Origin of the sequence: Salegentibacter sp. 24 (genome assembly GCF_004362395.1) — a bacterium.
In the GTDB taxonomy this organism is placed as follows: Bacteria; Bacteroidota; Bacteroidia; order Flavobacteriales; family Flavobacteriaceae; genus Salegentibacter.
The window spans coordinates 131371-152120 of record NZ_SNWE01000007.1 but is presented as its reverse complement, the minus strand read 5'-3'; the positions used below and the strand labels follow the sequence as shown (position 1 = coordinate 152120).

The window sequence follows — 20750 nt, the reverse complement described above, 5'->3', positions numbered from 1 at the left end:
TGTTATAAAAGTAAAAAATAAATCAACTTCAATTTTTTAATCTCCTATAGCTTCCTGCCTTATTCAAGTTTATTAAATTTACCCTTAGTTTACTAAGAATTATACATGAACCTGTCCTATAAACCTTTCCAGAAACTGATAGCAGAAAAGACGACGGAAAAAACACGTAGCCGCTACGCTGATTCCCTTATTTCTAGTATAGAATTAAGTCCCAATACTATTATTGCCGAGGTGTTAGGCTCTACTTATTACAAGGTTGAAGTTAAATTCAATGCCCAGGAAGTCATTGCAGCGCATTGCACCTGTCCATATGATCTGGGTGGTTACTGCAAACATATTGTTCATGTATTGGTAGAAGCAGACTGGATGTTACAAAAAAAAGATTCGTTTAGTCAAAACGGTTCTTACCCTTGGGTTGAAGCCCCTATGATTTCAATAAAAAAGGATGGAAAAATATTTATCCTGGAAAATCAAAATATACTGGATTTAGAGATTCCGGATCTCAAAAGTATTTCTATAAGTTCACAAAATTCTCACTGGCATTATTCCTTAAATATTGTTGAAGCTAAGATGCCAGCAAATAGTTTTATTGCTAAAATCAATAAAATGCACATGGAGGATGTGAGGGTGATGATTACTCAAAAAGACGCCAATCTCCTTTTAGAATGTACCTGTTCAAATCAATCAAATAAACTATGCAATCATCTACAATTTGCTATTACAAAAATACTCGAGACAGCCTGGTACCAATTGCCATTTGATGAAAAAAGGCGTTTCACGCTCCTTAAAGAAAAGGCAGATTCGCAAGGACTTGGCAAGATTGATAATCTTGATGATTTTTATAGTATCTCCCTGAGTTATGGTCGGATCTTTATTGAATCTAAACACAGCTTTATATCGCTTTCAAAATCGGATCTTTCCGTATTAAAAAAAGAACTGCTGCCTAGTTTTGAGTTTCCGCCTTCCCCATCGAGCGCAAGTAAAATGGAATTTATTTTAGCAGAACATCTACCGGATGTTGGAATTAAGTTTCAATTAATGCAGGCCCCATTGGCAAAAAGCGGTAAAATTAAATCCCCAATAAGAAGCGTAAACCTACATCATCGCTTGAAAGGATTGACCAAGCCTGAAGAATTTCTATTTATCACTTCTCTCCTACAACAAGAGCAATACGAGCGGGAATATTCTGCTGATTTGCCTATTCTTGAAAACCCATTCAATTTGCCTTTCTACTATTTTGAATCAGGCTGGCATCAGGAAAAGGTTACCCCTGGAAAAATTAATCCCATCGAAATTATTGTAGAGGATATTGAAACCACCGTCCAGGTAGGACAGGAAAATAATTTCTATGTTCTGAAACTTCAGTTAGATATCAGCGATAAAAGTTATTCTTCCGCCAAGGTGGAACAAGTAGGAAATTATTTCCGCATAGGGGAAAAATATTTTTTTATAAAAGACCAGGTCATTAATAGGTTAGTTAGCTTTTTTCGGGAACACAAGCACAAAATTTATTTTACCCAGCACCAGTTCACTGAGTTTAAAAATGAATTCCTGGATCAACTGGAACAGGCGGTCAAGGTGGAATACAGTTTTATCAAAAAAGCACCTAAGAAAGTCATACAAGAGCAAGCTCTGGACCAGGTAAGCGAGCACCTCATTTACCTTTCTGAATCAGATGACTATATCCTTATTACCCCGGTTATCCGTTATGGTGAAATTGAAGCTCCTATTCTTTCCAGAAAAAATGTATATGCACAGGATGGAAAAGGAAAAATATATATCATCGATCGCAATGAATCGTTTGAACAAGGCTTTAAAAGAAATATTCAGGCCCAACACCCCACATTTGAAGATAACCCGGAAACGGATTTTTTCTACCTGCACAAACAGGAATTCTTGGAACAGGCCTGGTTTATTGATGCTTTTGAAGCCTGGCGACAGCAGGGGTATGTCATCCTTGGATTCAAGCAGTTGAAAAACAACAACCTAAACCCTAATAAAATAAAGGTGCAGGCCACGGTAAAATCGGGTATTGACTGGTTTGACGTTCATACCGATATAGCCTTTGGGGATCAAAAAGTAGGTTTAAAGGAGATCCGCAAATCGATTATCAATAAAAACCATTATGTTAAACTGGGAGATGGCAGCAAAGGAATTCTACCCAAAGACTGGATCGAAAAATTTAGCCGCTATTTCCGATCGGGAGAAATTAAAAACGATGCGATCCGAACTCATAAATCGCAATTTGCGCTCATAGATGAATTATTTGAAAAAGAAGTTTTGTCCTCGGAAATAAAAATGGAATTAGAAAATTACCGCGAGAAATTAGCGGATTTTCACTCTATTAGAAATGTAAAAATTCCAAAGAATCTAAAAGCTACTTTACGCGATTACCAAAAAGAGGGCTTAAACTGGTTGAATTTCTTAGATGAATTTGGCTTCGGTGGGTGCCTTGCTGATGATATGGGGTTAGGAAAAACCATTCAGATCATCACCTATTTCCTTGCTCAAATTGAAAAAGGCAACAAAAACCCCAACCTGGTCATCGTTCCCACTTCTTTACTACACAACTGGGAAATCGAAATCAAAAAATTTGCCCCAAAACTCAAGTTTAAAACTATTTACGGTATTAACCGGGATACAAAAAATATCGTTTTTGAAAAATACAACGTGCTTATCACCTCCTATGGAACAATGCTCAACGATATTGAACTTTTAAAAGAGATCAATTTTAACGTCATTGTTCTGGACGAATCCCAGGCCATCAAAAATCCTGCATCCAAACGCTATAAAGCTGCACGATTGTTACAAGCCAGGCAACGGATTGTGGCCACGGGAACCCCTGTAGAAAACAATACTTTCGATCTATTCTCCCAATTATCATTTGCCATGCCAGGGCTTTTCGGAAATGCCAGACAATTTGCAGCCGATTACTCCACGCCTATCGACAAATTCCAAAACCAGGCCAGGGCGAAGGAGCTCCAGCAAAAAGTTCAACCATTTATCTTAAGGCGAACCAAAAAAGAAGTGGCAACGGAATTACCCGAAAAGACGGAGATGGTTGTTTACTGTGAAATGGGCAAGGAACAACAACAGGTTTACGACACATACAAAAAGGAATTCCAGGAGTATCTCCTGGATAAAAGTGATGAAGAATTAAAGTCCTCCAGTATGCATATTTTAAAAGGCCTCACAAAAATGCGCCAAATATGTAACTCTCCTGCCTTGCTTTCCGACGATGAATATTACGGAGAGCAGTCGGCCAAATTAGACGAGATCATCCAGCAGGTCCTTAAACTCCAAAGCTCGCACAAGGTGTTGATTTTCTCCCAGTTTGTCGGCATGCTGGACCTGATAAAGGAACGCCTGGACCAGGAATCTATAAAGTATGCCTATTTGACTGGTAAAACCAGAAACCGCCAGGAGCAGGTCGAAATTTTTCAGAAGGATGAGCAAACCCGAGCCTTTCTCATCAGTCTCAAGGCTGGAGGAACAGGACTTAATTTAACCGAAGCGGAATATGTATTTATCGTGGATCCCTGGTGGAACCCGGCAGTAGAGAACCAGGCTATTGATCGCGCTTACAGGATCGGACAGGCCAATAAAGTAATCGCTATTCGTATGATTACCCCTAATACCATCGAAGAAAAAATCATGGAATTACAAGAGCGAAAAAGAAAATTAGTAGAAGAGCTCATTCACACCGATTCAGGCTTCTTTAAACAGCTGACAAAAAATGACCTGATGAAGCTGGTTTAATAGAAAAGTTTCGGATCTAGTTCATTAGGCAGGGAGAAAGTTCCAGATAAGTTTACCTTTCTACTTTTCCTTCGCAATTTATTAAAGGCAATTTATCTTCTTCAAGGTAGAAATCGACATTCAGTATCATTCTTTTTGAAACTTTAAAAAACTCTGTTCTTATAGGATTGTAACCCATTGCTGAGGCAACGAGATAATTTTTTTTTAAAATCATTTATTTGACCAATGAACTTGAATTCTCCTTTATCGTTTACTTTCATTCTGCTGCACAGATAAATTATTTTTGCAAAGGGGATCGATTTTCCACTTTCAAGGTCTCTCACTTTTCCCATAATAACAATTGGATCTTCATTGTTATTATTTTGTGGAAATTTCGAGTCCATAATATAACTTCCGGAATTATTAGTAGGAATAAGGTTTTGAGTAATGGCATCCATTGATGTCAGTGACAGCAATATCAGGATAAGAATTTTTATTTTAACAACCTGCATCACATCCTTTTTGATTTTTATAATCTCCATTTAGATCTTTACCTGTAAGTTCGATGGAGAGTACATTTTTAATCCTTGTTTGGTCTGCACCATCTAACTCATCAAAGATAGACGTTTCAGTTAGACCGCCCCAAGCTAGATCCGAGTAATACTGGTCATGTATTTCATATCCTTTCATTTGACCAAATTCTTTTAGAATTACAGCTATATCATCTTTTAATGATCTTGCGAATTCTTCTTGATGAACGTCGTTCCAATTTTCTAGTTCATCCCATTGTTCCACCATCTCTGGATAGGTCATATTAAATGTATTATAATCATTTACAGCAAAGTATGTCGCTAAATATGCATGAGCGGATTCGTGAAGGATGGTCTTTACCCAGGATAGGTCACTGGAATTTCTGAAGGTTGGAGTATTAAAACTTGTGGTAATGATCTTATTTTCTTCATCATATGCTGAGGGTGGGTCGGTAGTACCTACTTTACCAATTCCAAGATCCGCACTTTTAACGTTCCAATTATGATCGATCTCATTCCCCGCGAATTTGTAAAGAAACTCCCCTACTCCATGATTGTGAGACTTTAAAGTATCTAGGATATTCTTAGCACAATCGTTCAGTAGTAAATCATTAATATGGTACTCAAATAGCATGGCGGTACGTGAAGAGGTAGTGCTACCATCACCATCACCGGTATCCATACATCTCAGAGGAACGGTGGGTAAGAGTCTTCCATTGGATGAGATTACCCAACCATCAGGGTCTCGATTCCTTATCGTCCGTATACAAAATAGATGAGAATCTCTTTAAAGACTTCTTCCAAGCATTTTTCTGTGATAATGTTCTGTATTCTTATTTAGGGAAGCTCAGCTTACAAACTTGGTTGTTGGTATGACCAGAGCACTCTATAGCGAAAAAGCCTATAGTAATTGATCCATACAACCAGGAAGACCGGTTTAATAAAGGATACTATTATTGTAAATAATTTCCGCCTCCCCTCCACTAACTGGCGATAAAGGAGACCGTTTGCCTTTATTTTCACAAAGGAAAAAATGAACAAATGTTCTAAAATAGAGAACTTTAAATTATCTTTGTCGTAGAAATCAATCTATGAAAAGAATAATTGCCAAAAGAACGCTACGTAAATTTTGGGAGAAATATTCGGATTCCGAGAAATATTTGAAAACCTGGTATGAGACCGCAAAATCATCAAATTGGAAGCCACCAATCGATATTAAGGAAACGTACAAAAATGCAAGCATTCTAAAAGATAGCAGAGTAGTTTTCAATATAAAAGGAAATTCCTATCGACTGATTGTTAAATTTAACTATGACAGACAATGGGCGTTTATAAGGTTTGTGGGAACTCAAGCCGAGTATGATAAAATAAATGCTGACACGATTTAAAACAATAGATTATGAAAATAAAGCCTATAAAGACAGAGAAAGATTACGTACAAGCTTTAGAGAGATTAGAAGTAATTTTTGATGCTGACTCGAACTCAAAAGAAGGAGACGAGGCCGAAATTTTATCACTTTTAATCGATAATTACGAAAATCAACATTATCCAATAGAAGCTCCAGATCCAATAGAAGCAATTAAAATAAGAATGGAAGAAATGAATCTTAAACAAAAAGATTTAGTTGGAGTAATTGGAGGAAAAAGCAGAGTTTCAGAAATTTTAAATAAAAAGAAAAGATTGACGGTAGATATGATTAGAGAATTAGAACAGATTTTACATATTTCCGCTTCCGTTCTTGTAAATAATTATCAGCTCTCGAAGCAAAAAACAAAGGGTAACATCGGTTAACAAATAATTGGGACTATCCTAAAAAAAAAGCAATTTTTCTTTAAATTGCTAAAAATTGAGTTTACTTTTGATACTATCAAATGATAGTATCAAATGAATCCACCATACGTCATCACTTCGACTATTCTAAAATCCATTACTGCAATTTCAGAAAAAATTGGTGCTATTAATGCCAATTATCTTAATAAACCTTCTCCGAAACTTAGAAAAGAAAATAAGATTAAAACAATTCATTCCTCTTTGAAAATAGAAGGAAATACCCTTACTGAAGAACAAATAACTGCGCTTCTAGAACATAAAAGAATAATTGGTCCTAAAAAGGATGTGAAAGAAGTTATCAATGCAATAGAAATTTATGAACATCTAGACGCTTACAATGCCTTTGATGAGAAATCATTTTTAAAATGTCATAAACATTTAATGAAAAACCTAATTGAAGATGCCGGGAAATATAGAAATCAGGGTGTTGGTATAATGAAAGGTTCAGAAGTAGAACATTTTGCCCCGCCACACCAAAATGTCCCTTTTTTAATGAAAGATTTATTTGATTATTTGCAGAAATCAGAAGAAATAGAACTTATTAAAAGTTGTGTTTTTCATTATGAAATGGAATTCATTCATCCTTTTTTAGATGGTAATGGTAGAATGGGACGGCTATGGCAAACCTTAATTTTAATGGAGAAATATCCAATTTTTGAATATATACCTTTTGAAACTTTAATAAGCAAAGACCAAGAAAAATACTACGCGGCCTTATCAAAAAGTGATAAATCAGGGAATTCAACATCATTTATTCAATATATGCTCGATGTGATTGAAAAATCATTAGATGAGTTATTGGATTTTAACCAACGTACATTTACAGAAAAAGATAGGCTTGAATATTTTGTTTCACTAAATAAAAGAGAGTTTACAAGAAAAGATTATATGGAAATATTCAAAAATATGTCAGGAGCAACTGCCAGTAGAGATCTTAAAAAAGGAGTAGAATTAAACTTATTCCAAAAAATAGGCGAGAAAAATAAAACAAAGTATAAATTATAACTGGGTACAATCGAGTAGACGAGGGAGTGTTAGATCAACTCTGTCTCCTTCCTCCTCCTCCGCACGTACGGGTCTCGTATACGGCGGTTCGACAATGAAACATATCGGTTGTAATATTCGATAAAACTAACATAACAAGTAATTCAAACATTATTCTCTATTGCATATTTATTCTGCTGAAGTTAGCTCCAAAATTTTCACTCGGCTTTTCTAAATGGTTCGTCTGAGGAATTCTAAAGTCATTTATATTTTAAGCCTTATTTATCATTCTTAGTTTCCTGCTTGCTACATTTTGAATATTAGCTGGATGCTTTCCTGATTAGCTTACAATCCAAATTCTGTCAACCTTTTTGCGCCATATACCAATAAAAAAATCCCGACTATAGATCGGGATTTTTATTTCTATAAAAAGAAAAGAGCCACATTAGTGACTCTTTTATAATCATTAGTTATAATTAACTTCTTGCTTGTGTTCCATCATTTCGTCAAATTCTTCTTTAGAACCAACGATAATGCTGTCGTATTCACGCATACCTGTACCTGCAGGGATTCTATGTCCTACAATTACATTCTCTTTCAATCCTTCAAGTTTATCGATCTTACCGCTTACGGCAGCCTCGTTCAACACTTTGGTAGTTTCCTGGAAGGAAGCCGCAGAGATAAACGATTTTGTTTGTAGCGATGCACGAGTAATACCCTGAAGAACCGGTGTAGCGGTAGCAGCGGTTACGTCTCTTGCAGTAGCAAGGTTTTTATCTTCACGTCTTAGCAAGGAGTTCTCATCTCTAAGCTCTCTTGGGGAAACGATCTGACCTGGCTTAAGATTTTCAGAATCTCCAGCATCTTCCACCACCTTCATTCCGAAGACTTTATCGTTCTCCTCGATGAAATCTGATTTATGAACAAGCTGATTCTCAAGGAAAATTGTATCTCCCGGATCCTGAATTCTAACTTTACGCATCATTTGTCTTACCACAACTTCAAAGTGCTTGTCGTTAATCTTCACACCCTGTAGTCGGTAAACCTCCTGAACTTCGTTAACAAGATATTGTTGTACCGCGTTTGGTCCTTTGATATTAAGAATATCTTCAGGAGTTACGGATCCATCAGAAAGTGGCATACCTGCACGAACGTAATCGTTTTCCTGAACAAGGATCTGGTTAGATAACTTCACTAAGTATTTCTTAACCTCTCCTAATTTGGACTCAACAATAATCTCACGGTTACCTCTTTTGATTTTTCCAAACGAAACAACTCCATCAATTTCACTAACAACAGCCGGGTTAGATGGGTTACGAGCTTCGAACAATTCGGTTACCCTTGGAAGACCACCGGTAATATCTCCTGCTTTAGAAGATTTACGCGGAATCTTAACCAGGATCTTACCAACCTTGATCTTCTCTTCGTTATCTACCATAAGGTGAGCCCCAACCGGAAGGTTATAAGAACGAATTACTTCATCCTTTTTACCCAGGATATGCAATGTTGGAATAAGCTTTTTGTTACGGGATTCAGAAATTACTTTTTCCTGGAATCCTGTTTGCTCATCTATTTCAACTTGGTAGGTTACACCTTGTTCAATATTCTCATATTTGATCTTACCGGCAAATTCAGATATGATCACCCCGTTATAAGGATCCCATTGGCAAATTACATCGCCTTTGGAAACAGGAGCTCCGTTATCGATAAAGATTTGAGAACCATAAGGAATATTATTATTACTAAGTACTACTCCGGTCTTCTTATCTTTAATTTTAAGTTCGGCAGTTCGTGAAATTACGATCTCAGCCTGGCTTCCATCAGGAGCTTCTCCTTTTACAACCTTAAGGTCTTCAATTTCGGCAACACCGTCAAATTTAGCCTCAAGTTTGTTGTCCTCTGAAATGTTACCTGCAATACCTCCAACGTGGAATGTACGTAGAGTTAACTGTGTACCTGGCTCTCCAATTGATTGCGCGGCAACAACACCTACAGCCTCACCTCTTTGTACCAGTTTATTAGTAGAAAGGTTTCTTCCGTAACATTTTACACAGATTCCTTTTTTAGCTTCACAAGTTAGCGGAGATCTTACCTCTACGCTCTCAATAGGAGCATTTTCAATCTTAGCTACAATCTCAGAAGTAATTTCTTCCCCTGATTTTGCTAAAACTTCGTTATTTGAAGGATTAAGAACATCGTGAAGAGAAATACGTCCTAAAATACGTTCTCCCAGAGATTCTACAATTTCTTCATTCTTTTTAAGTGGTTTAACTTCTACTCCTCTTAAAGTTCCGCAATCTTCTTCATTTACAATAACATCTTGCGAAACATCTACCAGTCTACGGGTTAGGTAACCTGCATCGGCAGTTTTAAGTGCAGTATCGGCAAGTCCTTTACGAGCACCGTGAGTAGAGATAAAGTATTCAAGAATTGAAAGCCCTTCCTTAAAGTTAGAAAGAATTGGGTTTTCAATAATTTCACCTCCACCTGAGTTGGATTTTTTAGGCTTGGCCATAAGACCACGCATACCGGTTAGCTGACGAATCTGTTCTTTAGATCCACGAGCACCAGAATCAAGCATCATAAACACTGAGTTGAAACCTTGCTTATCCTCACGAATACGCTTCATTGCCAATTCGGTTAGACCGGCATTGGTAGATGTCCAGATGTCAATAACCTGGTTGTAACGTTCGTTATTGGTAATAAGTCCCATATTATAGTTTCCTACAATACCTTCAACCTGCTGGTTAGCCTCATCAATCATAGCTTGTTTCTCCTCAGGGATGATAATATCACCTAAACTGAAGGAAAGACCACCACGGAAAGCATAACCATAACCCATTTCCTTAATTGCATCAAGGAATTCACCGGTTTCCGGAACACTGGTCTTAGCCAGTACATCACCAATAATATCCCTAAGGTTTTTCTTGGTTAGTACCGTATTAACATAACCTACTTTTTCTGGTACAGCCTGGTTAAACAGTACTCTACCCACTGTAGTTTCTATGATCTGGTAAGTTAACTCACCAACCTCATTAAAATCTTTTGCGCGAATCTTTATTTCGGCATTAAGGTCTACTCTTTTCTGATTATAAGCGATTACCACTTCTTCATCAGAATAGAAAGTAAGCCCTTCCCCTTTAACCTTAACCTCGTCTGTAGATTTTCTGGACTTGGTCATATAGTAAAGACCAAGAATCATATCCTGAGAAGGTACTGTAATCGGAGAACCGTTTGCAGGGTTAAGGATATTATGAGAAGCAAGCATTAATAATTGCGCCTCTAAAATAGCCTCTGGCCCAAGCGGTAAGTGAACCGCCATCTGGTCCCCATCAAAATCGGCATTAAATGCCGTACAGGCCAATGGGTGTAATTGTATCGCTTTACCTTCAATAAGTTTTGGCTGGAAAGCCTGAATACCTAAACGGTGAAGCGTAGGAGCACGGTTAAGCAGTACTGGGTGTCCTTTAAGTACATTCTCAAGGATATCCCATACTACCGGCTCTTTTTTATCTATAATTTTCTTGGCAGATTTAACTGTTTTTACAATCCCTCTTTCAATTAGTTTCCTAATTACGAAAGGCTTGTAAAGTTCAGCTGCCATATTCTTTGGAAGACCACATTCGTGCATTTTCAGCTCTGGTCCAACAACAATAACCGAACGTGCTGAATAATCCACACGTTTACCAAGTAAGTTTTGACGAAAACGTCCCTGCTTACCTTTAAGGGAATCTGAAAGCGATTTTAACGGACGGTTAGAGTCTGTTTTTACCGCTGAAGATTTCCTGGTATTGTCGAACAAAGAATCAACTGATTCCTGAAGCATACGTTTTTCATTACGCAAAATTACTTCAGGGGCTTTGATCTCCATTAATCTTTTTAGACGGTTGTTTCGAATAATCACCCTTCTGTAAAGATCATTTAAATCTGAAGTCGCAAAACGTCCCCCATCAAGAGGTACAAGAGGTCGTAATTCCGGTGGAATTACAGGAACCACTTTCATAATCATCCATTCCGGAAGATTTTCGCGATTGTTATTGGCATCACGGAAAGCTTCCACAACCTGAAGACGCTTAAGCGCTTCGGTTTTACGTTGTTTGGAGGTCTCGTTATTTGCCTTGTGTCTTAACTCGTAAGAAAGTTCGTTAAGATCAATTCTTCTTAGTATTTCAATAAGACATTCAGCACCCATTTTGGCAATAAACTTATTTGGGTCGCTGTCCTCTAAATACATATTTTCCTGCGGAAGGCTATCTAAGATGTTCAGATATTCTTCTTCAGTAAGGAAATCCATTTTCTTAACGGGCTCTCCTTCTTCGTTTTTCGCAATACCTGCCTGAATTACTACATAACGCTCGTAGTAAATGATCATATCTAATTTCTTAGATGGAAGACCAAGCAAGTATCCAATTTTATTAGGTAAGGAACGGAAATACCAGATATGTGCTACAGGAACTACCAAATTAATGTGCCCAACACGGTCTCTACGTACTTGTTTCTCGGTTACCTCTACCCCACAACGGTCACAAACAATTCCTTTGTAACGTATTCTTTTATATTTACCGCAGGCACATTCGTAATCCTTTACAGGACCAAAAATACGCTCACAAAACAAACCGTCACGTTCGGGTTTGTGCGTACGATAATTGATAGTTTCCGGTTTTAGAACTTCACCACGAGATTCTGCGAGGATAGATTCCGGGGAAGCCAAACCGATAGAGATTTTATCAAATCTCTTTACTGTATTCTTATCATTATTTCTAGCCATAATAACTCTGCTGCTATAATTATTGTGAAAAACCTGTTATGGGGTGCCGTAACACCCCGTTATAAACAGTATTTTATTCTTCTAATTTAATATCCAAACCAAGACCTTTCAATTCGTGCATAAGTACGTTGAAAGATTCCGGCAGGCCGGGTTCTGGCATAGGCTCTCCTTTTACGATAGATTCGTAAGTTTTTGCCCTTCCTATCACGTCATCTGACTTCACTGTTAAGATCTCACGCAGTGTTGCTGAAGCTCCATAAGCCTCAAGTGCCCAAACTTCCATCTCACCAAAACGCTGTCCACCAAATTGTGCTTTACCGCCAAGTGGTTGCTGGGTAATAAGTGAGTATGGTCCAATAGACCTTGCGTGCATCTTATCTTCAATCATATGCCCTAGTTTCAACATATAGATCACCCCTACCGTTGCAGGTTGGTCAAAACGATCTCCTGTTCCACCATCATATAGATAAGTGTGCCCGTATCTTGGAATTCCGGCCTGGTCGGTAAGCTCGTTAATCTGGTCAATGGTAGCTCCGTCAAAAATCGGAGTTGCATATTTATTACCAAGCTTTTGTCCTGCCCATCCAAGTACAGTTTCATAGATCTGACCAATGTTCATACGTGAAGGCACCCCAAGTGGGTTCAACACAATATCAACCGGTGTACCATCATCAAGGAATGGCATATCTTCCTGACGAACGATTCTTGCAACAATACCTTTGTTACCGTGACGTCCAGCCATTTTATCACCTACTTTTAGTTTACGCTTCTTAGCGATGTAAACCTTAGCAAGTTTTAGGATTCCAGAAGGAAGCTCATCTCCAACAGAGACGGTGAACTTCTCTCTTCTTAGGTTACCCTGAAGATCGTTTTCCTTAATTTTATAATTATGGATAAGGTCTGCGACCAAAGCATTAAGGTGATCGTCAGTAGTCCAGGTACCGTGAGTCAAGTGAGTATAATCGTCAACTGCATTAAGCATTTTCAATGTATACTTCTTTCCTTTTGGCATTACCTCTTCTCCAAGATCATTTTGAACGCCCTGAGCAGTTTTTCCGCCAATAAGGAGGAATAACTTATCTACAAGTTCAGCTTTAAGATTGGCGAATTTTGCATCATACTTTTTCTCAAGCGCTGCAATATCTTCCTTATCCTGAGCTCTCTTACGCTTATCTTTAATAGCACGGGCAAAGAGTTTCTTCTCTATAACCACACCATTCAATGATGGAGAAGCTTTAAGTGATGCATCTTTCACATCTCCGGCTTTATCTCCAAAAATGGCACGAAGTAATTTTTCCTCAGGTGTCGGATCGCTCTCTCCTTTTGGAGTAATCTTTCCAATAAGAATATCCCCGGGTTTTACCTCGGCCCCAATTCTAATCATCCCGTGTTCATCAAGGTCTTTTGTAGCCTCTTCTGAAACGTTAGGAATATCATTGGTTAATTCCTCGTTACCCAATTTTGTATCACGAACTTCAAGCGAGTATTCATCAATATGGATAGAAGTAAATATATCTTCTCTCACCACTTTTTCTGAAATTACAATCGCATCCTCAAAGTTGTAACCTTTCCAGGGCATAAAGGCAACCTTCATGTTTCTACCCAATGCAAGCTCCCCTGCTTCAGTAGCATATCCCTGGCATAAAACCTGACCTTTGGTTACTCTATCTCCTACCCTAACGATTGGCTTGAGGTTGATAGAAGAACCCTGGTTGGTTTTACGGAACTTAATAAGATCGTAGGCTTTTGAATCACTATCAAAGCTTACCATACGTTCCTCTTCAGTCCTGTCGTATTTTATGATAATCTGCTTGGCATCTACATATTCTACTTCCCCTTCTCCTTCAGCATTAATAAGTACACGAGAATCTGTAGCTACCTGGCGCTCCAGTCCGGTTCCAACAATTGGGGAATCGGCCTGTAACAATGGTAATGCCTGGCGCATCATGTTAGATCCCATCAAAGCACGGTTGGCATCATCGTGTTCCAAAAACGGAATAAGTGAAGCCGAGATCGATGAAATCTGGTTTGGTGCAACATCGGTGTAATGAACCTCTTTAGGATCCACAACCGGGAAGTCACCTTCCATTCGGGCAATTACCCTTTCAGAATTTATAGTACCATCATCTTTAAGCGGAATGTTGGCCTGGGCAATTTTCTTGTCCTCTTCCTCTTCAGCACTTAAATAGATAGGTTCCTGTGAAAAATCTAATTTTCCATTTTCAACTTTACGATATGGCGTTTCAATGAAGCCCATTCCATTCACCTTAGCATATACTGAAAGTGAAGAGATCAGTCCAATGTTCGGACCTTCAGGAGTTTCAATCGGGCAAAGTCTTCCGTAGTGTGTATAGTGAACATCACGTACCTCGAAACCTGCTCTTTCCCTGGATAAACCACCTGGCCCTAATGCTGAAAGTCTACGCTTGTGCGTGATTTCTGCCAGTGGGTTGGTTTGATCCATAAACTGCGACAACTGGTTGGTACCAAAGAAAGAGTTGATCACAGAAGAAAGTGTCTTCGCGTTGATCAAATCAATCGGGGTAAATACTTCGTTATCACGAACGTTCATTCTTTCACGAATGGTACGCGCCATACGAGCAAGACCAACACCAAATTGCTGAGACAATTGTTCCCCTACAGTTCTAACACGACGGTTAGACAAGTGGTCAATATCATCAATCTCAGCTTTAGAGTTAATAAGCTCAATTAAATATTTAATTATGGTAATGATATCCTCTTTGGTAAGCACCTGCTTATCCATAGCAACATCAAGACCTAATTTTTTGTTCATTCTGTATCGGCCAACTTCTCCAAGGCTGTAACGCTGATCTGAGAAGAATAACTTATCGATAATTCCACGTGCAGTTTCCTCATCTGGCGGTTCTGCATTACGAAGCTGACGATAAATATGTTCTACCGCTTCTTTTTCAGAGTTGGTAGGGTCTTTTTGTAAGGTATTGTGAATAATAGCATAATCCCCGGTAGAATTATCCTCCTTATGAAGAAGAATAGTTTTGCTTCCGGTTTCAAGAATTTCTTCTATATGCTCCTTTTCAAGTTCTGTATCACGATCTAAAACGATCTCATTACGTTCTATTGAAACTACCTCTCCTGTATCTTCATCAACAAAATCTTCATACCAGGTATTCAATACACGGGCCGCAAGTTTACGACCTAATACTTTTTTAAGTCCTGTTTTTGAAACTTTCACCTCTTCTGCAAGGTCAAAAATCTCTAAAATATCTTTATCGCGCTCAAAACCAATGGCACGGAAAAGTGTGGTTACAGGTAATTTTTTCTTTCTATCGATATAAGCGTACATAACGCTATTGATATCGGTAGCGAATTCTATCCAGGAACCTTTAAAAGGAATTACACGGGCAGAATAAAGTTTTGTTCCGTTTGCATGGAAGGATTGTCCAAAGAAAACTCCTGGAGAACGGTGAAGCTGAGAAACTACCACACGTTCTGCCCCGTTGATACAAAAAGTACCACTTGGAGTCATATAAGGTATAGTTCCTAAGTAAACGTCCTGTACGATGGTTTCAAAATCTTCGTGTTCAGGGTCGGTACAGTATAGTTTTAATCTTGCTTTAAGAGGGACACTATACGTTAAACCACGCTCTATACACTCCTGAATGGAATATCTCGGCGGGTCCACAAAATAATCTAAAAATTCTAGTACAAATTGGTTACGGGTGTCCGTAATTGGGAAGTTTTCTAGGAAGGTATTATAGAGACCTTCATTTCCCCGCTCTTCTGATTTGGTTTCTAATTGAAAGAAGTCCTGAAAAGACTTGATCTGGATATCCAGGAAGTCCGGGTAATCAGGTCTGTTCTTTACAGAAGAGAAACTCACTCTTTCAGTTTGCTTTGCTAACATCAATGGACGGATTATAATTTATAAAAAAACGGGCGCGCAAGGAGTTAATCCCCTATATACGCAAAAGGGTTTAGACCTTCAGGAGCGAATCCTGAGGTCTAAACCTAAATAATATTGCTGGTGGCAAGCTTATTTAAGCTCAACCTCAGCTCCTGCTTCTTCTAGCTGTGCTTTAAGTGCTTCTGCTTCGTCTTTAGCTACTCCTTCTTTAACTGGAGCTGGTGCGCCATCTACTAATGCTTTAGCATCTTTAAGACCTAGACCTGTAAGTTCTTTTACAAGTTTAACAACTGCTAGTTTAGATCCACCTGGAGCTTTAAGAATTACATCAAATTCAGTTTGCTCTTCAGCTTCTTCACCACCACCAGCAGCACCGCCACCGGCAACAGCTACTGCAGCAGCAGCAGGCTCTATACCATATTCATCTTTCAAGATATCAGCTAACTCGTTTACTTCTTTTACGGTCAAGTTAACCAATTGTTCTGCGAATTCTTTTAAATCTGCCATTTTCTATCGTTTTTAAAAAGTTCTTTAATTTATATTTGTTAAAAAGTGCGTACTATTTTATCCTTCCTTTTCTGAAAGTGTCTTAAGGATTCCAGCTATTTTACCGCCACCAGACTGAAGTGCTGAAATAACATTCTTAGCAGGTGATTGTAATAGTCCAACGATATCCCCGATAACTTCCTCTTTACTCTTGATGTTTACAAGGGTGTCAAGGTAATCATCACCTACATAAACAGCCTCTTCAACAAAAGCTCCTTTAAGTAGTGGTTTCTCGTTTTTCTTTCTGAATTCTTTAATTACTTTGGCTGGTGCATTACCAGTGTCAGAAAACATTATGGAAGTGTTGCCTTTCAATACTGAAGGAAGGTCTCCAAATTCTTTATCTGAAGCTTCCATCGCTTTGGAAAGCAATGTATTTTTAACTACAGCCAGCTTAACGTTAGCTTTAAAACAAGCTCTACGTAAGTTTGAAGTTGTTCCGGCATCAAGGCCAGATATATCTGCTAAATAAACCACAGAATTATCTGTTAACTGGGCAGTTAAATCTTCAATTACTATTGATTTTTCTTCTCTTGTCATAATCTATACTATTATTGCTCAGTGAACCTTTTAGTATCAACCTGAACGCTCGGGCTCATTGTAGAAGACATGTGGATACTTTTAATATACACACCCTTAGATGCCTGAGGTTTCAACTTCACTAAAGTAGTTAATAATTCTCTCGCGTTTCCAGCAATTTTTTCAGCTTCAAAAGATGCTTTTCCAATTCCAGCGTGAACAATACCGGTTTTATCAACTTTAAAGTCGATTTTACCAGCTTTAACATCAGATACTGCCTTGGCAACATCCATAGTTACTGTTCCTGTTTTTGGGTTAGGCATAAGCCCTCTTGGTCCAAGTACTCGTCCCAAAGGTCCTAATTTACCCATTACACTAGGCATGGTGATGATTACATCAACATCAGTCCATCCACCTTTTATCTTGTCAAGATATTCATCAAGACCAACATAATCGGCTCCGGCTTGTTTCGCCTCTTCTTCCTTATCTGGAGTAACTAACGCAAGTACTTTTACATCTTTACCAGTACCGTGTGGAAGGGTTACAACACCTCTTACCATTTGGTTGGCTTTTCTTGGATCTACATTCAAACGAACCGCTAAATCCACAGATGCATCGAAGTTTTCGTTAGCAACTTCTTTAATTAAAGCTGAAGCTTCTGCCACCGAGTATGCTTTATTGCTCTCGATCTTAGATTGGGCTTCTTTTTGCTTTTTAGTTAATTTTGCCATTTTTAATTTCTTTTTGGATTAAAACGGTGCATCACCTTTTACAGTTATTCCCATTGAACGAGCTGTTCCAGCAACCATTTTCATTGCAGATTCTACGGTGAAGGCATTTAAATCCTGCATCTTATCTTCTGCAATAGTTCTAACCTGATCCCAAGAAACACTTGCTATTTTCTTTCTGTTTGGTTCTCCTGAACCCTTTTTGTTCTTAGATGCTTCCAACAATTGTACTGCAGCTGGAGGGGTTTTAATCACAAAGTCAAAAGACTTATCTGAATAAACCGTAATCGCAACCGGCAATACTTTACCTTGTTTATCCTGGGTTCTACCATTGAATTGCTTACAGAATTCCATGATATTTACCCCGGCAGCACCCAAAGCAGGTCCAACTGGTGGTGATGGGTTAGCAGCACCTCCGCGAACTTGTAGTTTTACAACTTTACTTACTTCTTTTGCCATTTTCTAAATTTTTAAGGTGATAGTTTGTTAGAGTGGAAGCTTTAAAAAACCATCAAAAAATATGTAACTAAAATTTTTATACTTTTTCTACTTGCATATAGCTTAATTCCAATGGGGTTTTTCTTCCGAAAATCTTAACCATTACCTCAAGCTTACGCTTTTCTTCATTTATCTTTTCTACCGTACCATTAAAGCCATTAAACGGACCGTCAATAACCTTTATGGTTTCTCCAATAGTAAATGGAATCGCGATATTATCGGACTTCACTGAAAGTTCATCTACTTTACCAAGCATTCTGTTCACTTCAGATTTTCTAAGTGGAACTGGATCTCCTCCTTTTGTTTCACCCAAAAAGCCAATAACACCGTTAATGTTTTTTATAACGTGCGGCATCTCTCCATCGAGATTCGCCTGGATCATCACATAACCGGGAAAATAAACACGTTCTTTGTTTACTTTCTTGCCATTTCTGATCTGGATAACCTTTTCGGTAGGAACTAAAACCTGATCCAGGTAGTCTTCCATCCCAAGATGGTGCACTTCTTTCTCAATATAGTCTTTAACCTTGTTTTCCTGACCGCTAACGGCACGAACTACATACCACTTTTTATCTTTTCCCTCTGCCATTGTAATATTTTTTAAGATTTAATCCATTCGAAATATTGCTCAATAGCGGAGCTAAAAACGGTATCTACTCCCCAAATAGCCAGAGAAAAAATTATGGAAAAAACCGCTACCAAAATGGTAAGCCTTTGCGCTTCGGGCCAGCTTGTCCAGGTAACGTGGTTTCTTAATTCGTTATAAGATTCTGATATATAATTGCTAATTCCTGCCATGTGATTCTAAAGGTATTTGCACGGGTTGAGAGGCTCGAACTCCCGACACCTGGTTTTGGAGACCAGTGCTCTACCAACTGAGCTAAACCCGTAAATATAATATAAAGGAAGGTTTCCCGCCCGAGCGGGAAACCTTTTTATATCTAAACTGTAATTAGTCTAAAATTTCAGTAACCTGTCCAGCACCTACTGTTCTACCACCTTCACGGATAGCGAAACGTAGACCAACATTCATTGCGATAGTCTGGATAAGTTCAACAGTAATAGTAAGGTTATCACCAGGCATTACCATTTCAACTCCATCAGGAAGGTTAATTGTTCCTGTTACGTCAGTTGTACGTACGTAAAACTGAGGACGGTAGTTATTATGGAATGGAGTGTGACGTCCACCCTCTTCTTTTTTAAGGATATAAACCTCTGCTTTAAACTTAGCGTGAGGAGTTACAGATCCAGGCTTGGTAATTACCATACCTCTAGAGATCTGAGATTTTTCAATACCTCTTAACAAGATACCTACGTTATCTCCAGCTTCACCTCTATCAAGGATCTTACGGAACATCTCAACACCAGTAATAGTAGAAGTAAGCTTTTCAGCTCCCATCCCGATAATCTCAACAGGATCTCCAGTATTTGCAACACCAGTCTCGATACGACCAGTTGCTACAGTACCACGTCCAGTAATAGAGAATACATCCTCGATTGGCATCAAGAAAGGCTTATCTACATCACGCTCAGGAAGTTCAATCCAAGAATCCACAGCTTCCATAAGCTCAAGAACGGTTTTACTCCATTTCTCATCACCTTCAAGAGCACCAAGAGCTGAACCTGAAATTACAGGACCATTATCTCCATCATACTCATAGAAAGAAAGAAGATCTCTTACTTCCATTTCAACTAGCTCTAAAAGCTCCTCATCATCAACAAGGTCAACTTTATTCAAGAATACAACGATTCTTGGGATACCAACCTGGCGTCCAAGAAGGATGTGTTCACGAGTTTGTGGCATAGGCCCATCAGTGGCAGCAACTACAAGAATTGCACCGTCCATCTGAGCAGCACCAGTAACCATGTTCTTTACGTAATCCGCGTGACCAGGACAGTCAACGTGAGCGTAGTGACGGTTAGCAGTAGAATACTCAACGTGAGAAGAGTTAATAGTAATACCTCTTTCCTTTTCTTCAGGAGCATTATCAATTTGATCAAAAGCACTAGCTTTTGAATATCCAGCATCAGCCATCACTTTAGTAATCGCTGCTGTTAAAGTCGTTTTTCCGTGATCCACGTGTCCAATTGTACCTATGTTAAGGTGAGGTTTGGAACGATCGTATGTTTCCTTTGCCATAATTAATACTTATTTAATCTTAGTTATATATTAGTGTTCAATTTAATACAATCTAGAGCCAACGACGAGAATTGAACTCGTGACCTCTTCCTTACCAAGGAAACGCTCTACCCCTGAGCTACGTCGGCAAGCCGAAAGTTCCACTTTCAAGGTTCACCGGTTCAAACAAGAAAAACCATAAACCAACATTGGTTTACGGGATGTTTAATAGTTACTTAAACCGGAAAAATAAATCAAGAAAACAAGAAGCAAAACTTCCTGTTCTCCATTTTAAGAGCGGGAGACCGGGTTCGAACCGGCGACATTCAGCTTGGAAGGCTGACGCTCTACCAACTGAGCTACTCCCGCATTATCGATTCAAGGCTTTCACTTAAAGTTCCGAATTTTCACATCCCTGAATCTTGAACTTTAAAGGTTATTGTGGGGAGAGCAGGATTCGAACCTGCGAAGTTGAAAACAGCAGATTTACAGTCTGCCCTCGTTGGCCGCTTGAGTATCTCCCCAAATTTATTTTTCCACTATTTCATAGAACCGTAGCCGGTGCGCCAGCTAAGCTTTATGACGGTTTGTTTTTTAACGGCT

Annotated in this window: 15 protein-coding genes and 4 tRNA genes; 4 read left to right on the top strand and 15 right to left on the bottom strand. The window is 38.6% G+C overall.

Annotated features, from left to right (window positions below):
• Positions 1–105: 105 nt before the first annotated feature.
• Positions 106–3759 carry an SNF2-related protein gene (locus tag DET49_RS06990; protein WP_133547382.1) on the top strand — a complete coding sequence of 1218 codons (3654 nt, stop codon included), beginning with the start codon at positions 106–108 and terminating at the stop codon, positions 3757–3759.
• A gap of 143 nt (positions 3760–3902) precedes the next feature.
• Here DET49_RS06990 and DET49_RS06985 read toward each other — a convergent pair whose 3' ends face one another.
• Positions 3903–4250, bottom strand: coding sequence for a hypothetical protein (locus DET49_RS06985; RefSeq protein ID WP_133547381.1), 348 nt, complete (start codon positions 4248–4250; stop codon positions 3903–3905).
• Positions 4237–4950 (bottom strand): hypothetical protein, encoded by a 714-nt coding sequence (locus DET49_RS06980; protein WP_133547380.1) that lies wholly within the window; start codon positions 4948–4950, stop codon positions 4237–4239. Before DET49_RS06980 ends, DET49_RS06985 begins: the two co-directional genes overlap by 14 nt.
• A gap of 409 nt (positions 4951–5359) precedes the next feature.
• On the opposite strand from DET49_RS06980, the gene DET49_RS06975 reads away from it, so the two are divergent.
• The 3 genes from DET49_RS06975 to DET49_RS06965 all read left to right on the top strand — a co-directional run bounded on the left by DET49_RS06975 (position 5360) and on the right by DET49_RS06965 (position 7104).
• Complete coding sequence (locus DET49_RS06975) at positions 5360–5656, top strand: type II toxin-antitoxin system HigB family toxin (RefSeq protein WP_133547379.1); 297 nt, start codon at positions 5360–5362, stop codon at positions 5654–5656.
• Positions 5657–5667: 11 nt separating this feature from the next.
• A complete protein-coding gene (locus DET49_RS06970; RefSeq protein ID WP_133547378.1) occupies positions 5668–6060 on the top strand; it encodes a type II toxin-antitoxin system HigA family antitoxin in 393 nt (130 codons plus the stop codon).
• 93 nt (positions 6061–6153) lie between these two features.
• Entirely contained in the window at positions 6154–7104 is a 951-nt protein-coding gene (locus tag DET49_RS06965) for a Fic family protein (RefSeq protein ID WP_133547377.1), read from the top strand.
• Between the two features lie 445 nt (positions 7105–7549).
• Here DET49_RS06965 and rpoC read toward each other — a convergent pair whose 3' ends face one another.
• The 13 genes from rpoC to DET49_RS06900 all read right to left on the bottom strand — a co-directional run bounded on the left by rpoC (position 7550) and on the right by DET49_RS06900 (position 20671).
• A complete protein-coding gene (gene rpoC, locus DET49_RS06960; protein WP_133547376.1) occupies positions 7550–11851 on the bottom strand; it encodes a DNA-directed RNA polymerase subunit beta' in 4302 nt (1433 codons plus the stop codon).
• A gap of 73 nt (positions 11852–11924) precedes the next feature.
• The gene (gene rpoB / locus DET49_RS06955; protein ID WP_133547375.1) at positions 11925–15737 is read right to left on the bottom strand and encodes a DNA-directed RNA polymerase subunit beta; all 3813 of its coding nucleotides are present in this window, start codon (positions 15735–15737) and stop codon (positions 11925–11927) included.
• A 129-nt stretch (positions 15738–15866) separates the two neighbouring features.
• Entirely contained in the window at positions 15867–16244 is a 378-nt protein-coding gene (gene rplL, locus DET49_RS06950) for a 50S ribosomal protein L7/L12 (protein ID WP_133547374.1), read from the bottom strand.
• 57 nt (positions 16245–16301) lie between these two features.
• Positions 16302–16823: a 50S ribosomal protein L10 gene (rplJ, locus tag DET49_RS06945; RefSeq protein ID WP_133547373.1), complete on the bottom strand. Its 522-nt coding sequence runs from the start codon at positions 16821–16823 to the stop codon at positions 16302–16304.
• A gap of 11 nt (positions 16824–16834) precedes the next feature.
• Positions 16835–17533 (bottom strand): 50S ribosomal protein L1, encoded by a 699-nt coding sequence (gene rplA / locus DET49_RS06940; protein WP_133547372.1) that lies wholly within the window; start codon positions 17531–17533, stop codon positions 16835–16837.
• Between the two features lie 18 nt (positions 17534–17551).
• Positions 17552–17989 carry a 50S ribosomal protein L11 gene (gene rplK, locus DET49_RS06935; protein ID WP_057482053.1) on the bottom strand — a complete coding sequence of 146 codons (438 nt, stop codon included), beginning with the start codon at positions 17987–17989 and terminating at the stop codon, positions 17552–17554.
• Positions 17990–18065: 76 nt separating this feature from the next.
• Complete coding sequence (nusG, locus tag DET49_RS06930) at positions 18066–18617, bottom strand: transcription termination/antitermination protein NusG (RefSeq protein ID WP_133547371.1); 552 nt, start codon at positions 18615–18617, stop codon at positions 18066–18068.
• A gap of 11 nt (positions 18618–18628) precedes the next feature.
• Entirely contained in the window at positions 18629–18826 is a 198-nt protein-coding gene (gene secE / locus DET49_RS06925) for a preprotein translocase subunit SecE (RefSeq protein WP_133547370.1), read from the bottom strand.
• A gap of 19 nt (positions 18827–18845) precedes the next feature.
• Positions 18846–18918, bottom strand: a tRNA-Trp gene (locus DET49_RS06920).
• Between the two features lie 62 nt (positions 18919–18980).
• Positions 18981–20168, bottom strand: coding sequence for an elongation factor Tu (gene tuf / locus DET49_RS06915; RefSeq protein WP_133547369.1), 1188 nt, complete (start codon positions 20166–20168; stop codon positions 18981–18983).
• Between the two features lie 56 nt (positions 20169–20224).
• Positions 20225–20296, bottom strand: a tRNA-Thr gene (locus tag DET49_RS06910).
• Between the two features lie 147 nt (positions 20297–20443).
• Positions 20444–20516: transfer RNA gene (locus tag DET49_RS06905), tRNA-Gly, on the bottom strand.
• Between the two features lie 73 nt (positions 20517–20589).
• Positions 20590–20671 (bottom strand) — tRNA-Tyr (locus tag DET49_RS06900).
• Positions 20672–20750: the final 79 nt, after the last annotated feature.

What these genes read in the sequence shown, in the direction of transcription:
- DET49_RS06990 (WP_133547382.1), top strand. Translation starts at nt 106, where the DNA reads ATGAACCTGTCCTATAAACCTTTCCAGAAACTGATAGCAGAAAAGACG.
- DET49_RS06985 (WP_133547381.1), bottom strand. Translation starts at nt 4,250, where the DNA reads ATGCAGGTTGTTAAAATAAAAATTCTTATCCTGATATTGCTGTCACTG.
- DET49_RS06980 (WP_133547380.1), bottom strand. Translation starts at nt 4,950, where the DNA reads ATGGATACCGGTGATGGTGATGGTAGCACTACCTCTTCACGTACCGCC.
- DET49_RS06975 (WP_133547379.1), top strand. Translation starts at nt 5,360, where the DNA reads ATGAAAAGAATAATTGCCAAAAGAACGCTACGTAAATTTTGGGAGAAA.
- DET49_RS06970 (WP_133547378.1), top strand. Translation starts at nt 5,668, where the DNA reads ATGAAAATAAAGCCTATAAAGACAGAGAAAGATTACGTACAAGCTTTA.
- DET49_RS06965 (WP_133547377.1), top strand. Translation starts at nt 6,154, where the DNA reads ATGAATCCACCATACGTCATCACTTCGACTATTCTAAAATCCATTACT.
- rpoC (WP_133547376.1), bottom strand. Translation starts at nt 11,851, where the DNA reads ATGGCTAGAAATAATGATAAGAATACAGTAAAGAGATTTGATAAAATC.
- rpoB (WP_133547375.1), bottom strand. Translation starts at nt 15,737, where the DNA reads ATGTTAGCAAAGCAAACTGAAAGAGTGAGTTTCTCTTCTGTAAAGAAC.
- rplL (WP_133547374.1), bottom strand. Translation starts at nt 16,244, where the DNA reads ATGGCAGATTTAAAAGAATTCGCAGAACAATTGGTTAACTTGACCGTA.
- rplJ (WP_133547373.1), bottom strand. Translation starts at nt 16,823, where the DNA reads ATGACAAGAGAAGAAAAATCAATAGTAATTGAAGATTTAACTGCCCAG.
- rplA (WP_133547372.1), bottom strand. Translation starts at nt 17,533, where the DNA reads ATGGCAAAATTAACTAAAAAGCAAAAAGAAGCCCAATCTAAGATCGAG.
- rplK (WP_057482053.1), bottom strand. Translation starts at nt 17,989, where the DNA reads ATGGCAAAAGAAGTAAGTAAAGTTGTAAAACTACAAGTTCGCGGAGGT.
- nusG (WP_133547371.1), bottom strand. Translation starts at nt 18,617, where the DNA reads ATGGCAGAGGGAAAAGATAAAAAGTGGTATGTAGTTCGTGCCGTTAGC.
- secE (WP_133547370.1), bottom strand. Translation starts at nt 18,826, where the DNA reads ATGGCAGGAATTAGCAATTATATATCAGAATCTTATAACGAATTAAGA.
- tuf (WP_133547369.1), bottom strand. Translation starts at nt 20,168, where the DNA reads ATGGCAAAGGAAACATACGATCGTTCCAAACCTCACCTTAACATAGGT.